13 protein-coding genes are annotated in these 14166 nt (G+C 49.5%); 8 read left to right on the top strand and 5 right to left on the bottom strand.

What is annotated here, in order from left to right; all coding sequences use genetic code 11:
• Positions 1-1209 (bottom strand): type II secretion system F family protein, encoded by a 1209-nt coding sequence (locus tag AAEZ06_RS01780; RefSeq protein WP_350612621.1) that lies wholly within the window; start codon positions 1207-1209, stop codon positions 1-3.
• 215 nt (positions 1210-1424) lie between these two features.
• Between AAEZ06_RS01780 and AAEZ06_RS01775 the strand changes: the two genes are divergently transcribed.
• Together AAEZ06_RS01775 and AAEZ06_RS01770 are read left to right on the top strand one after the other, a co-directional pair.
• Positions 1425-1838: a pilin gene (locus tag AAEZ06_RS01775; RefSeq protein WP_149411057.1), complete on the top strand. Its 414-nt coding sequence runs from the start codon at positions 1425-1427 to the stop codon at positions 1836-1838.
• 89 nt (positions 1839-1927) lie between these two features.
• Positions 1928-3346 (top strand): O-antigen ligase family protein, encoded by a 1419-nt coding sequence (locus AAEZ06_RS01770; RefSeq protein WP_149410822.1) that lies wholly within the window; start codon positions 1928-1930, stop codon positions 3344-3346.
• Between the two features lie 525 nt (positions 3347-3871).
• Here AAEZ06_RS01770 and AAEZ06_RS01765 read toward each other — a convergent pair.
• On the bottom strand, positions 3872-4156 hold the full coding sequence (locus AAEZ06_RS01765) for a helix-turn-helix domain-containing protein (RefSeq protein ID WP_350612619.1): 285 nt from the start codon (positions 4154-4156) through the stop codon (positions 3872-3874).
• A gap of 184 nt (positions 4157-4340) precedes the next feature.
• Here AAEZ06_RS01765 and AAEZ06_RS01760 point away from each other — a divergent pair, with 184 nt between their 5' ends.
• From AAEZ06_RS01760 to AAEZ06_RS01750, 3 genes are read left to right on the top strand one after another with little or no spacing between them, the layout of a single operon-like run.
• A complete protein-coding gene (locus AAEZ06_RS01760) occupies positions 4341-4736 on the top strand; it encodes a hypothetical protein (RefSeq protein ID WP_350612617.1) in 396 nt (131 codons plus the stop codon).
• Positions 4737-4770: 34 nt separating this feature from the next.
• Complete coding sequence (locus tag AAEZ06_RS01755; RefSeq protein WP_350612615.1) at positions 4771-5424, top strand: hypothetical protein; 654 nt, start codon at positions 4771-4773, stop codon at positions 5422-5424.
• 38 nt (positions 5425-5462) lie between these two features.
• On the top strand, positions 5463-5969 hold the full coding sequence (locus AAEZ06_RS01750; protein ID WP_350612613.1) for a hypothetical protein: 507 nt from the start codon (positions 5463-5465) through the stop codon (positions 5967-5969).
• A gap of 820 nt (positions 5970-6789) precedes the next feature.
• Here AAEZ06_RS01750 and AAEZ06_RS01745 read toward each other — a convergent pair.
• Genes AAEZ06_RS01745 through AAEZ06_RS01735 form a run of 3 tightly spaced genes read right to left on the bottom strand, consistent with a single transcriptional unit; the run spans position 6790 to position 8773 of the window.
• Positions 6790-7464, bottom strand: coding sequence for a hypothetical protein (locus tag AAEZ06_RS01745; RefSeq protein WP_350612611.1), 675 nt, complete (start codon positions 7462-7464; stop codon positions 6790-6792).
• Positions 7461-7868 (bottom strand): RusA family crossover junction endodeoxyribonuclease, encoded by a 408-nt coding sequence (locus tag AAEZ06_RS01740; protein WP_350612609.1) that lies wholly within the window; start codon positions 7866-7868, stop codon positions 7461-7463. Before AAEZ06_RS01740 ends, AAEZ06_RS01745 begins: the two co-directional genes overlap by 4 nt.
• 38 nt (positions 7869-7906) lie before the next feature.
• Entirely contained in the window at positions 7907-8773 is an 867-nt protein-coding gene (locus AAEZ06_RS01735; RefSeq protein ID WP_350612607.1) for an HNH endonuclease, read from the bottom strand.
• A 918-nt stretch (positions 8774-9691) separates the two neighbouring features.
• Between AAEZ06_RS01735 and AAEZ06_RS01730 the strand changes: the two genes are divergently transcribed.
• The 3 genes from AAEZ06_RS01730 to AAEZ06_RS01720 all read left to right on the top strand — a co-directional run bounded on the left by AAEZ06_RS01730 (position 9692) and on the right by AAEZ06_RS01720 (position 13494).
• Positions 9692-10582, top strand: coding sequence for a hypothetical protein (locus AAEZ06_RS01730; RefSeq protein WP_350612605.1), 891 nt, complete (start codon positions 9692-9694; stop codon positions 10580-10582).
• 771 nt (positions 10583-11353) lie between these two features.
• Positions 11354-12682 (top strand): hypothetical protein, encoded by a 1329-nt coding sequence (locus AAEZ06_RS01725; protein ID WP_350612603.1) that lies wholly within the window; start codon positions 11354-11356, stop codon positions 12680-12682.
• The gene (locus AAEZ06_RS01720) at positions 12670-13494 is read left to right on the top strand and encodes a C1 family peptidase (RefSeq protein ID WP_350612601.1); all 825 of its coding nucleotides are present in this window, start codon (positions 12670-12672) and stop codon (positions 13492-13494) included. Before AAEZ06_RS01725 ends, AAEZ06_RS01720 begins: the two co-directional genes overlap by 13 nt.
• Positions 13495-14166: the final 672 nt, after the last annotated feature.

Genomic DNA, 14166 nt, shown 5'->3' with positions numbered 1-14166 from the left:
TCAAAACGCCGCGCCGAGTTGGAAGATTGGCAGGTACATGGCCACCACCAGCGCCCCGACAATGCCGCCGAGCACTACCATTATCAGCGGCTCCATGAGGCTGGTGAGGCTGTCCACCATATTGTCGACGTCCGCTTCGTAATGGTTGGCAACTTTTTCCAGCATGCTGTCCAGGGTGCCCGACTCCTCACCGATGGCGGTCATCTGAATAGCCATGCCCGCAAATAGGCCACTGCAAGCCATGGTCTGGTTCAACTGCATCCCTGTTGATACATCCTGGCGCATACGATTGATTGCCTGTCTGAATAGTCCGTTGCCGGCGGTCCCTGCCACCGAATCCAATGCCTGCGCCAGCGGTACCCCGGCCGCGAAAGTGGTGGAGAGCGTACGGGCATAGCGGGCGACGGCCGACTTTTTCAGCAGTGTGCCTGTCAGTGGGATTTTCAACAAACTGGCATCCAGCCAGTGGCGAAAGCCGGGTGATCGGCGATGGATGTGGCGCAGGCCGAAAACACTGGTACCCAAGGCCAGTACGAGCATCCACCAGGCTTGTTGCATGAATTCGGACATCGCAATGACCATCAAGGTAAAAGCCGGCAACTGTGCATCAACCCCGGCAAAAAGCCCCTGGAACTGCGGCACGACATGGATCAACAGGATGGCGCTGACGACAGTGGCGACAACCAGCACTGCCAGCGGGTAGGTCATTGCCTTCTTGATCCTGGCCTTGAGTTGTTGGCTTTTTTCCAGATGGATTGCCACGCGCTCCAGAAGGGTTTCCAGGGCGCCAGCCTGTTCACCTGCTGCGATCAGGTTGCAGTACAGCTCGTCGAAATACTGCGGTTTTTTAAAAAGGGCGACGGCCAGGCTGCTGCCAGCGGCGATCTCTTGCTTCAGTCCATGCACCAGCGAGCGCATATGCCGATTGTCGAAGCCTTCGCAGATGATGTCGAAGGCCTGCAACATTGGAATGCCTGCTTTCAACAGAGTCGCCAGTTGGCGGGTGAACAGGGCGATGTCGGCGGGGCTGATGGGGTGTCGGATGTTCGCAAGAATGCGGGACCTTTTCCATACCCTACCGGGGCGGATTCCTTGCCGGCGCAGCTGCGCCTTGATCAGGGCGCGATTGTGGCCACTGGTTTCGCCGGACACCTTGCGGCCGTTCTGGTGGGTGCCTTCCCAAGCGTAGATCACGGATACATCATTCATTTCGCACTACCTCACTCGGACAGGTGAAGATCTACAGCTTAGTCACCAGTGTGTGTCCGGCAGGAAGGCGGTAACTGAAAAAATGTCAGATTGTGCGTCTTGTGCGCGATTGGCCGGACGCGGGTGAGTACACTGGCGCGGTTGCTGAGGACAGGGCACAGGATGTGCTTTGCTATGGGGGCGTGAGCCCCGTCTTATTCTGGAGAGTGAGTGTGATGCGTCAGAAAGGCTTTACCTTGATCGAGTTGTTGATCGTCGTGGCGATCATCGGCATCTTGGCCACTATCGGGCTGCCCATTTATACCAAGCACCAGGCCAAGGCCAAGTTCACGGCGGGCCTGGCGGAAATTTCCGCATTGAAAGCAGGCTTTGAGGACACCCTCAACCAGGGGGCTGCTCCGACCTTGGCATTGATCGGCGGCACCAGCCCGACGGCCAATTGCACGATCACCGTAACGGGTGACGTCGCCACGGGCGCCGGCTCGATGGCCTGTGAAATTATCAATGCTCCCGCGCCAGTCCTGGGCAAGACCATCACCTTGACCCGCGGTGCCACTACCGGCTGGAAATGTTCCACCACGTCCGATGATCAATACGCTGCAAAAGGTTGCACGGCTGGCGGTGCGTGACCATTAAGCCGGGCAGCATTTACACGGCAATATAGATCCAGTGCGGGAGCCCTGCTCCCACACAATCCACAAGGACGTAGAGGTTGCCCATGACGTTATCCGTGCAGCAACGAGGAAGCGTTTTCCTGGTGGTGGCGCTGTGTCTTCTGGCGCTGGGTATCTATCCCTCGTTCAGCACCCATGACTTGCAGCGTACGATACAAATTGTCGTGGGTTTTTGCGCGTTGATTTATGGGCTGTCGGTTTCCTCGCTGGCTTGCAGGCAACGACTGGTCGACAGGCCCGCCGCTATCGGTCTGGCGGTGATTGTTGGGCTTGGCCTGGTCTCGTCGTTGTTGGCCCATCAGCCGTCCTGGGCGCTGACTGAGCTGGCGCTGGTAATCACCTGTGGCGCCATTGCTGCTGCTCTCGCCACGCTTAGGCGCAATGGCGACGAGTCCCTTGATCGGGCATTGGTCCTCTTCGTGGTGCTGCTGTGCCTGATCAAAAGCAGTCAGTATCTATATGCTGGCGCTATCGCCTTTACCAGCGGCGAACCGGTGTTGAACACGGACCTGCTGCTGTCAGGATTTTCCAACAAGCGCTTTTATGGCCAGTTCCAGACGTTTACCTTGCCGTTGCTGGCACTTCCTCTGCTGGCCTCGGCTACCAGTCGTGCGGTACGAAGTTGTGTGTTCGCCTTGTTGTGTGTCTGGTGGCTGATCGCGATCAGTGGCGGCACCCGCGGAACCTGGCTCGGTTTGGGAACTGCCGGGATAGTCCTGGCGTTTTTGGGCCCTTGGGGGCGTCGCTGGCTGGCTTGGCAATTGGCTGCCCTGTGTTGCGCATTGCTGCTGTACTGGTTGTTGTTCGTCGCACTGACGGGGTATCTGGGGATTGAAATCGACAATATCGCCGGCGACCGCCTGACCACCTCTCTTTCCGGGCGTGGCCCCATCTGGTGGCAGGCTTGGGACATGATCCGCGAGCGCCCGTTGCTGGGCTTCGGGCCGATGCATTTTGCCGATATCGCCAACGACATTGCCGCTCACCCGCACCAGGCGATTCTGCAATGGGCCAGCGAGTGGGGCGTGCTGTCGACCTTGTGCGTGGCCGGGTTGGCTTTGCGGGGGATCTGGCCGACCTTGAATGTGCTGCGTCAGCAGCGCAGCGTTATTGCACCCGTAGACCTGCTGCGCCTGTGTCTATTTGCCGCGTTGATCGGCGCATTGACCCAAGCCATGGTTGACGGCGTGATAGTGATGCCAAACTCGCAACTGTGGCTGGCGCTGGTGGTTGGTTGGCTGATGGCCTTGCACCCGTGGCGAACGTGCCCAAGCGCCACGATGCCGCTGCTGTACTGGATGTGGACGGTGCTGATTGTCCTGTCTGTTGCATTGCTGGTGTTCGTCGCAATTAGAGACGTGCCTCACATCAATGAGCGTAACCAGCATTACGTGGGCGCCAGCAAAGTACATCTGCAGCCACGCTTCTGGGCCCAAGGGGTTATTGCACTCCCAAAGCAGTGAGTTGCCGGACGTCCAAGGCAGTGCTAGCTTTAGCCTACCGCCCGTGTAGCTCAGTTGGTAGAGCAGCGCACTCGTAACGCGAAGGTTACTTAAGAGGTCTAGAAAAATGCGATGATATAAATCATTGATTTTCTAGGAATTCCTTATCTTGTTCTACCGCATTTTTCAGAATGAAAAAATGCGTGACTGATTTTCCTATGTCCATCAGCAAGTCTTTATTATTTTGCTCTAAGGTGAGTAGCTAATTTTCTGGCTGGGCTTTTTCCTTTGCGGATGCTCATCCCGTGTGACTCAGCAGCCGTAAGTTGGCGGGCGTGATAAGCCATTCATCATTCAAGATGATTCAGGCGCAATTTTGACTTCATTATCTCGACTCAACGCACGTTTCCTCCACGTTCGCCTTTGTACTGCTCACCTATTCGTAATCAGTTGAGTGCAAAGAATCTCGCGCGAAATTGGAATTGCGAAAGCGCCAGCAACGTCACGCTCCCGCTCGCCGAAGCTGTGTTTGATGTTCTGACAGCTTTAAACGAGGTTTGGCAGCTCTGTCAGCTCTGTCAGCGCTGTCTTCAGCAGTTCAGCTGGCGTGACACCGTCTTTCAGCTCATAGCATGCTACTAGCAAGGTCAACGGATGAACGCCCATTCGCACAGCAATGCTGTCTATCTTTGCGAGCGAAGGATTTTTGACAGCCCTTTCAAGTTCGGAAATATATGTTCGACCACTGATACCCACAAAATCCTCTTGTGTCATGTTGCGTGCCAAGCGAATTTGTCTGATTGCTACGGCGAGCGCTTCTGAGATATCCATAAAATTCCCTCTAGACAACAAAAGGGAGATAGGGCAACAATGCACGCTAAAGCACTACACGCTATAGCGTGCAAGCGGTCGAGAATTTCCATGATCTTTATAGATTTTGGCGGACTCAGCTTTCCAAATTTTGATGATTTAATTTAACTAAAATATATAAGTGTCAATATAAATGACGTGATAGGTGAATAACTTGAAGCCAGAGCTGGAGCGAGACCTGCTGAAAAGGTTCCCAGAAATCTTCGGGGTGACTGAGAGTGATCCAGAGGATTATTTGTGGGGGATCGACTGCGGTGACGGGTGGTGGTTTTTGATCTATTCACTTTGCCGAGAGTTGCAAGTTCATGTTGCTCGGGCAGGTGTCGGTCAGATCGTGGCATGCCAGATAAAACAAAAAATGGGGATCCTCAGATGCACATTTTCCATAACAGACGAGTATTCACAGGGTGTGATCGCCGCAGTTGTAGCTATGTCTTACGGAGTATGTGAACTGTGCGGCAGCAGAGGGCAGTTAGCGCGAGGAAAGAAGGGATATATTCGAGTGTTGTGCCCAAGTTGCCGTGCCGCGAATCCTGATTGAATGCTGTTGGCCCGTCTACCAATGAGAGATACCTATGTTCCAGACTGATTACGATGACGCTATGAGCAGGGCAGAACGTTACGAAGACCGAAAGAGAAATTGGCATTGTGTCTCACATCCGATAGGTATGCCTTGGTTTTATGTAAGGGAGCACTTACCGGCCGAGCATTTTTTGGCTAAATCCACCTCCCAGATGATCATGACTTCCAGTATTGCGGGGCTCGACCGGACATTGAGTGGAAAAAATAAAGGTCGACGGATTGAGAAAATCCAGTTGATCACCGCTTGCATTAATAAGTCTCCACTTAAGCCCGATAGTGAGCTAGGGATCGTCACGCGAATAACACGCTTTAATAGTGGCCGCAAAGAAAAACCCAGGTATTTGGTAGAAAGTACGGAGGGGATCGTGTTAGAAGGTCCACTTGATGGTGCCTGGGGACGCTGTAAGCAAAAAGTGCTTATGGATGTCTTTAATTCGGGGTGCGATGCTACAGCCCCTACTGATGAGTGTCGTACCACACGAGAAATCCAGAGAAAAGTCATAATTAAGACAGTTGACCTTTTTCAAGACAACGTCGCGGCGGCTTCTGAATGGTGGGCGCGCAAAAATCCTCTGTTGGGTAATAAGGCACCCAAAGACCTCATAACTGAGGAAGAATATCTACTTCTCGCTGATCTCGTCGGTTGAATCGAATACAACGCATTTATCTAAGAGGACGGATTTACATGGTAGATTTTTCGACGCTGATCATGGCTAACCATCCCGATCTGATTTCGCGAATAAAACGACATTTTGAGGAAGAGTACGCACTAAACGACGGGCGTATTCCCATGCGAGTATTGAAAGCCTTGGTTTCGTCCCCCAGATTGGCAGACTTTTATGTGCGTGATTTTAGTAGCGATGGCTACATCTATGTTGGCGATAGCTTCCTCGACAGATTCACTATGCTTGCCGACATGCCGCAAAAGACTTATGGATTATCGTTGCATCGCTGGAATGAAATTTCATCCGAGTTAATAATCGTGTCGGATTACGATTTTCGAGACCCGACGATTACGCGGATTCAAGTATGGCCCTTTGATCCACGTGACTTACATTTAGACTCTTTAACGGTGGCGGTAGCAGTGTCGTATACGGCGCTGGAACTAGTACGTGAGCCTAGGATTGTCGGAGCGCTTAATGAGCTGCTACGGTTATATAACGTTCAAGCAGATCCGGACGAGCTACGTTGACTGTAAACGAGTCTAGTTTTATTTCGCGTGGACACTAGTTCTTGCCGCATGTGCCCTTTTTACTTAACGGGCGTAGCTCTACAGGCGCGGGTTGACAACGGTCCCAAACACTCAGTACTCCTAGATCATCTTCCTGATTGAAGGTAATGTGCAGATTTTGCACATTGCTCATCCGACAACCCTAAGTAAGCGTTCGGCCAGGTCATCTTCCAAACCTCCACGTCGCTCTCGCATTCGAGCTAATCAAGTGATAGACACTATATATATCCAAAGCCACAGCAAGCATTAGGCGATCAGATGGAGCGATTTTCGATTTATAGCGGATTGATTTTGGTTGGTTACTCGTCGCTGGAGAGGCAGCGGGCAACAGAGGTGTTTTCATCCATCATATTCGAGTGTTTGGGAAAAGCGACTTTTCAGCACAGTCGGCTAAAAGCAGTCTCAGGACTGCGTGTCAGTATCACGAATTGGCTTTAGCACTATCGATCCTTCGACCAACTCGATGCTCAGAGAATCACCAAGGCCGACGTTCGTTGCTGCTAGGACATCCGGAGGGAGGTCGATGATGATGTCCTTGCTGCCATCGGCTGGGTCCTGACAAATCACGGTCGTTTGCAATGAATCACTCATTAGACTCTAGCCCCACTCTCGATTGAAGTATTTAGACCATATCCTACGCCGACTAATGTGCGACTGGCAGCTATCGGCCGATTTCTGCCTGTCATGACTGGTAAAAATCGGCCAAGAGCGGACAGTTATAGAAAAATAATCTGTCCCCTTTTAGATGTTAATTTTCTGAACATCTCATGCAGGCATAAGATTAGAGAGGATTGAAACTATCCCACTCCACCAAAATGCGGTTTACAGTTTGAAATACTTGGGAAAGTTGATGCGGATCGATCGTTTCATTTGCGCCGTGGGCCAGACGGTTTCGCCTGTTCATGAAGTCTAGGAAAAGATCAACATCGTTAACGGATACTTCACCTTGTGAATACATGTGTTTTATCAGCATCGAAGCAGGGAGTCTCTCAACGGGAATACTTTGAATAATTGCCCTCTTGCGAAGTGCAGCTTCAAATATGCTCCAGAGGTACAATGTCGCGGGTTCGATGGCTCCAGATGCTATGAGGGCTTGAGCTTGCAACAACTTGCTTTGAAGCTGTGACCACGTAGGCAAGTCGTCTTCCGTAGTTGGAGTCATTGAGGAATCAACATCATCTAATGTAACAAGCAAGAACCTCCAGCCATCATGCTTTGAAATTTCTTGGGCAAGGGATTGAAACTTATCAACGGAGATGCGCGATGCCTTTGTCTTGACTTCAATTATTAAGTTCTTATCTCCTTTGCTGACTAGCAAATCCGGCCTATACCCACTTAGGTCAAAAGGAATTAATTCGACAGCCGGCTCCTTTACTACGGTAAATCCTTGCTGCAAATAGTCATGGGCCAATGAATCTATTTTTTTTTCGTGTGTGAATTTGGTCGGAATGTTCATAAATAACTCCTAAGGTCCTGCGCATCACTAACTCTAACGTAAACACATTCGTTGCCTTCAGCAACCCCACTCCTTAGAAGTGGTGGCAGGTTCGTTACGTCAATAGGTTCTTGTAGAAAACGACGATGACTGTCGACATCAGAAACCAAGAAATCATCCTCAAAGACAAGCCCGACAAGCGCATCCTGTATTGGCTTAATAATATTGTCTATGTCGGCTGGGGAATCGTCGCATAAATAGACAATCGTAAATCGGAGTGCAGGTGACGCCACTGGGGGCGAGCCACTGATCCATAGCTTGGACGCTTCTCCTCGCACAAAAGCTTTCCATGCTTGAAGATTCACCCTGTTTTTTGTTTGGAGGGACACAGGTCGCTTATGAATAATAAATTCAAAGGTTTGCATAGCCGCTTCTTATGGATTTTCAATTATTAGCTAACACTTTAGCTCAGGTCGTCGCCCTTCAGCGAATGGTTTGCATCTAGTAGCTGCTTTAATTCATGTCTTTCTAGCCATGGCCTGCACCGATGCAACATTCTATGGCAGTTGGAACACACCATGGCTAGATCATCAATCTGTGTCTTCTCGCCATCCTTGTGCAGTGTGCTAATGGGTTTTGTGTGATGTGCCTCAATAAAACCAACGCCAATACTCCCATAAACACTTTGGAAGTCCATGCCGCAGCACTCACATAACAAACAACCATACGTCTTCAAGGCGAGCAGTTTTGCTTGTCGAACAAGTTCCGAATTCCGCTCTCTCACCAAGTGCATCTTTTGCTTCATCTTTCCTTCAGGAAAACCATCACGGGCGCTTGGTCTGTTTGGGTCAAGGGAGTCTGCCTTTTGCCTGCTATTGGCGAGGGTGAACAGTTCATCAATAAAGTCATCAACCTCATCGGATCCAAATGGAATGGATATTGTGACGGAATCTGACAGCAGCGCTTCTATGAAGTATCGTTTCCTCTCCAAGTTCCTACCGTCTCTCTTAGTTGGGGCGTATTTCCAACTCAAAGAAATCTCGTCGCCTTCACCATGGATCTCATGTATTTCCGCTACAGGACCAACTCTAGACTGAGGAAAAATAACAACATAGAAATTATCGTCCTCTTTCCAATCTATAAGCAGTATCCATATCCCAACAGTCTGTTGGTCTATGAACAGAAAGGCGCCTTCACACGGCTTGCCGTCTGCCCACTGGTGGAAACCAGTCAAGCTTCCTGAGGCATACCAGCGCTCTAGCTTATATCTATTTCCACTTCCGACGACAGACAAAAGAGTAGAAATATTTTGCGCAATACTTTGCTCCACCGATCTCTCCCTGATAGCTAACGACATAATGTAACGAGGCCCGCGAAATGCTTTGGAATAATGTGCGCAAGACTAATCCCCGGAAGTTTCGCTCACAACCCCCGTGGCGCCAAGCAATCGCTACTGACTGCATTGACCGATTGCTGACTGTAACAAAGGGCAGCAAGCGGCCGATTGCGTTGAAAAAGTCGGTTTTCCCAAAACACTCGAATATTGATGGATGAAAACACTTCTGTTGCACGCTGCGTGAAATCCGAGTCCTGAACAGTCTGTCAGAAATTCAGATTTCAATCTCAGGAGTGTACTTTTCTGGCGTGAAATTCGAAGTCGAATTTTTCAACAGAATCGGCCAAAAGCGGCCTACCATTGAGGGTGGTTCCTCACTCGTTGAGCACCAGCGGATCGCTACAACCGTTAGGCCCTCGAAGGCTCGCCGCGTTGCTACTCTACCCTAAGCCCTGGCATCCTGAGTAGCCCGCGCAGGGATGCCAACCAGTCTCGAGCTAACATGCTAAATAGGACGAAGGGCACTCCTTTATTACCAAATCCTATCATGAATAACGGAAGTTCAACCATGAATGAAGAGTGGATTCTCCGAACCAAGGAAACTCGCGAGTATTTTCTAACTCGACATGGGTTCCTTTAAGAGCGTCTGTAGGAAACAAGAAAGGAGATTTGAAAGGGATAGGCCATGTCAATCGCCGTAATCGCAGAAGGGAGCTTGAAATTGACAAAAAGTTTTGGGTTGCACAACAAGCTGGGGCGCCAGACGCCATATAAGTATGTCTATTAGCTCCCCGAGGAAGTCTACTGGCATTAGTTTGCAATGACAGGAGCTAGACTATAAGATATCTAGAGTCCGTGACAATGCAAAGAGCTTGCAACAAGTAATCTCTATAAAATGAGGATTCAAGTAAAATGATATACGTTGACTCAACAGATGACATTCTCGATAAAAAAGTCAAAACTGTTTGCGCACCTATTTTTGCTAGCGACCAATTCTTGCAAAGTGGCCATAGTGTGCACACTACCAATGCAACAGTAACATTCATCCAGTTAGAGACACGTGTATATGCTGTCACCTGCCATCATGTCCTTGCTGCATTTTTGAGTGAAGCCTTAAAAACGGGGCATCGAATCGTCCCTTCGATTCATTCGGGGCGCGCCATCCATCAGTTCCATACCTATGGACCACAGGGGCAATACCGATGGTCATTTGCGAGCTGCCGCGACTTCCCATCGTTCGACATGATCAATGACGAGCAAGCGCTCGCCAATCTCGAAAGCCAGAATTCGGAACGACCTGACATTGCGATAGCGGATTTGAGCGATATCTGGCCAGTATTACGGGATGTTCGAGGTGCAGAAGCTATTAACTTGGATAATTGGGTGGATCCGGACTGGTCTGCTTCCCAACCTGTATGGCTCGCATTCGGATTTCCCGATGGGCACAAGTACAATGTAAACGACATGCTAGCCGCGCCGATGCCGCGTGTGGCCGTTGAACTTGCGTCCTCAGTTCCTTCACCAGAGAAGCCTACATACACACTATGCTCTACACTGGCGATTGAACACGGTTGGGGGTTTAGCGGACTTAGCGGAGGGCCTGTATTAGTTGCCCATGCAACCGAAGATCGTTATGCGTATGTAGGAATTACTTTTGAAGGAAGTCCGAGTGCAAAAGAGCTAGAAATTAATCCGGAATCCTTTCTGGGGAAGAGTGATATCCTCCTGATGGGCTATTATCTGACGCCGACTATTTTTCGTGACTGGCTCTCGCAACTTAAATTTGGTGTCGAGCTTCCCTAATATCAAACGTGCGTTCTCAGCTGCTGGAGAATGGCTACTTTTGGTCTTGATTGTGTAAAAATGCTTCGCCAAAATTGAGGTGTGTGCGCCTCCGATAAATCTGAAATTTATTGGCACGTCAGCAGATATGGATTTTGCTTAGAAGCGCGATTTTCAATCCGGTTTGAATCCCTGCCGCACTGAGTAACGTTTTTACACTGCCTCGGCCCTCTTCAGCCGGTCGCGACAGGCAGACATCGGCCAATTGCTGCCTGTCGCAGAGAGGCAGTATCCGCCCCATAAGCGACGTTGGTCGATTGAACAACGGCATCGATGGCGGGGCCTTTGAACGTCAGGTACCTGAAACCTGGGTCTAGAGCTACCCGCTATGATAGTTAGCTCTAGACCATAGCGGCATTTGTAACGGAAACCACTACCCCTCAACGGACGCAAACGGTGACTGCGCTTACCGCATTTAATGGTTTAACCCAAAACGACCTCAGAACCGAATGGCCTTTTTTCGCAGCCCGGAGCATGCACGCGTAGTTTAGAGATCTCTACGCTAGTGATTTTCCGCATGTACTCCCTTGGGGCCTAGTCAAGGTTCGCTACTGCTCATTCTAACAAAAAAGTGAGTGCCGCCCAGGCGCGCCGCTAACTCTCTGCTACGCTTGGTTGCGAAGGAAAAGGAGAGGGTAGTAACTTCCAGTGCACGGTCAGGAATCTTTCTAAAATGCTGAAGACTTGAAGTGCTTCTAGCCACAAAAACCATCCACATGAAGGAATTTGGCTATGAATAAACGGATATTAATTGCCGCGTCAACAATGCTCGTGCTTCAAGCCTGCGGAACTACAGATCCTGGAACTGCCGCTGCCATTTCATACACAATGCCTAAGACCACGGTAAAGACATCAGTAGCGATAGACATACTAACCTGCACTCCAGAGGTGGTCAGTGACTCGTTATTCACTGTCAACGCTGAAGCTGGAAGCCAGAACCAACCGTACGAGCTTTCAGGCTCATTACTATATGGCGGGATGGCTAAGCGGAATCTAACTATTACAACATTTGAAAACGGTGTTATCAGCGGGGTGAACTCAACAAATACGGATCAATCTTCTGTGGCGCTTGGATCAGTGATCAAGATTGTCGGTTCAGCCCTACCCTTTTTTGGAACGGAGGGAAGTAGAAAAGCTGTAACGCTAAGATGTCGACCAGAAATATTAGAAATTGCCAAATCTGTCAAAGTTTTAAAACAGCTAAATATTGCGGATCAAAAATCCATACTTACACAAGAAGCAGCCGCAGCAGATGGCATTCAGCAGTTACGCGACAATCTAACTAAACAAAATGCCAAGTCACCCAGCACTGATATTGCCAACTTACAGAAAAACATCGACGCAAGGGCGCTAAAAATTGCAAGCCTTAAGACAAGTCTTCATGCTGTATTAAATGCTGATATCAAACTAGAAGACAAGCAGCTGCGCACGGGAGGCTACCAAGTTTCATGGGATATTAAAGAAATAAAAAAATATTTCGATGTCGATTACGTTGGCCCAGGTGCCGCCCCACCTCAAGATCAGAGAGACAGCGATCTCTTACGTTTTTTTGAAACCACAGCGACTATTTCTGAAGCATCAGCCGTACCTGCGACGCTCGACAATACGTCAAAACAGCTTGCAGAGTGTAAGCAATCTATACTTATACCTAATGCAAAACCGATAAGTCTTGGCTTGACCGCAACAGGAAAACTTTTTTCCCCTATCGTGGGAGCGCCCCCCAAAACCTCCTCACAAATAATCTACGCTGCTCAGCTGTCGGAACCAACGACCTTATGCCTCTCAACAAGATTTGGAGAGTCAAGAACTGTAAACTTGAAATTCGATAAGTTTGGTAGAACCTCTGAATTTACTTGGAACGCTGAGTCCAAGGTAGCGAATTCACTATCCGCTGTCGCAGGCTATTCCACAGATACAACTGCTTCCGTGAAGGCATTCCGTGGTGCGGATTTAGCGAAAGACAAAATTGAACTTGACGAACTCACTACGAAGCGTGCATTACAAAAAGCAAAAATTTGTGACGCGGTGATTGAGGCAGGGGGCACAACATGCCCAAATTGACCAATACGGCAATTTCGTCTGTGCTTCCTTCTTCAAAAGGGCGAACATTCGGGTGGTTGCCACCTGAGCCGGTTATTAACAAGCAATTGGACATTGAATTTGACTTAGAACTAGGCGCGCTCCCGGAGTCTGTAGATCTCCGCTCTTTCGCTCCGCCCATATATAGCCAGGGCCCCTATAATACTTGCACCTCCAACGCCGTGGCCGCCTTAATTGAAATGTTAAGGAGAAAATTAACTTATCATAAAGTTAGCCCATCAAGGATGTTTATTTATTGGTACTCTCGGGTTATCTCGAACACTCAAAGTGGAGATAACGGCACCAGTGTCTCAGCAGCCATTCAGGCAATAGCTGAACGCGGATATTGTGATGAGCAACTTTGGCAGTATACTCGTAGCCATATTAACGAACCGCCTACAGCAGGTGTCATCGCAGAAGCAGATAGTTATAAAGCTAATACATCAAAGAGCCTCCAGACACTTGGAGGTATCAGGTCTTCGTTAGCTGACGGTTACGCCGTTGCATTTGGCCTCAGAATACATAATTCATTTTTTGATGCAGATTTAAATGGCGGTTTTGTACCAGTACCTGACCCAGATACGGCGAGCATTGGTCATGCCGGGTTGCTGGTAGGGTACGATGATATTTCAAGCCTTCTCATTATGAGAAACTCGTGGGGAACTCAAACGGCAGATGGGAATCCTTGCGGGGATGGAGGTTATTATTATCTACCCTATGAGTTTGTTACCAATGCTATTGCGTCTGATTTTTGGTCGATAGTATCCACTGAAAATGGCGCACCAAAAAATTGAGGCTGCAAAGTTTCACGGTTTGCTCATGGCCAAAATAGTCAATTAGCGAACACCAATAATGTCGTGCAGTCATTATCGATGTAATATTCCACTAGCAAATGGCAGGCCGTCTGTAGTGCAGACTCGGCTATCGCTTTTGCGAGTGATTATTTTGTGCTATTCATATTTCTCTTTCTTTATGGTTATCTGCTTTGCTAGAGCGCTGACTGGCCGACTTTGAGTTTGCCCATGGTCTGGTCACCTGCCACATATGGGCATCCGTGATCACACTCAGCACTCCAAGGCCCAAGTACGCGAAAGTCACCCCTCAGTCGTACCTGCATCACTTTGGGGATAGTATTCCATGCCGCCTGCTTAAACCTAGGGGAAAGCATTCCAGTCTTGGCCGAAAGCGACCTATCTAGAATGGCCGGTTTGGGTCGATTCTGTTGAAAAAGTCGGCTTCGAATTCCGCGCCAGAAAAGTACGCGCCTGAGATTGAAATCTGAATTTTTGGCAGAAAGCTCATGACTCGGATTTCGCGTACCCGCGTGCAACTGAGGTGTTTTCATCCCTCAATATTCGAGTGTTTCGGGAACGCCAACTTTTTCAACACAATCGGTCGATAGCTGCCGGTCGTAGATGGCTGCACCGCTCCGAAGCATGCAAGGTGTTTGCGATGCCCCCGCGTCG

The organism is Pseudomonas sp. HY7a-MNA-CIBAN-0227, from assembly GCF_040310325.1.
In the GTDB taxonomy this organism is placed as follows: Bacteria; Pseudomonadota; Gammaproteobacteria; order Pseudomonadales; family Pseudomonadaceae; genus Aquipseudomonas.
This window is presented reverse-complemented; position numbering and strand designations above follow the sequence as displayed.

Bases quoted from the DNA above. Each gene is read 5' to 3' on its own strand.
- AAEZ06_RS01750 (WP_350612613.1), top strand. From the start codon at position 5,463: ATGGTAGATTTTTCGACGCTGATCATGGCTAACCATCCCGATCTGATT.
- AAEZ06_RS01775 (WP_149411057.1), top strand. From the start codon at position 1,425: ATGCGTCAGAAAGGCTTTACCTTGATCGAGTTGTTGATCGTCGTGGCG.
- AAEZ06_RS01730 (WP_350612605.1), top strand. From the start codon at position 9,692: ATGATATACGTTGACTCAACAGATGACATTCTCGATAAAAAAGTCAAA.
- AAEZ06_RS01745 (WP_350612611.1), bottom strand. From the start codon at position 7,464: ATGAACATTCCGACCAAATTCACACACGAAAAAAAAATAGATTCATTG.
- AAEZ06_RS01755 (WP_350612615.1), top strand. From the start codon at position 4,771: ATGTTCCAGACTGATTACGATGACGCTATGAGCAGGGCAGAACGTTAC.
- AAEZ06_RS01720 (WP_350612601.1), top strand. From the start codon at position 12,670: ATGCCCAAATTGACCAATACGGCAATTTCGTCTGTGCTTCCTTCTTCA.
- AAEZ06_RS01765 (WP_350612619.1), bottom strand. From the start codon at position 4,156: ATGGATATCTCAGAAGCGCTCGCCGTAGCAATCAGACAAATTCGCTTG.
- AAEZ06_RS01770 (WP_149410822.1), top strand. From the start codon at position 1,928: ATGACGTTATCCGTGCAGCAACGAGGAAGCGTTTTCCTGGTGGTGGCG.
- AAEZ06_RS01740 (WP_350612609.1), bottom strand. From the start codon at position 7,868: ATGCAAACCTTTGAATTTATTATTCATAAGCGACCTGTGTCCCTCCAA.
- AAEZ06_RS01725 (WP_350612603.1), top strand. From the start codon at position 11,354: ATGAATAAACGGATATTAATTGCCGCGTCAACAATGCTCGTGCTTCAA.
- AAEZ06_RS01780 (WP_350612621.1), bottom strand. From the start codon at position 1,209: ATGAATGATGTATCCGTGATCTACGCTTGGGAAGGCACCCACCAGAAC.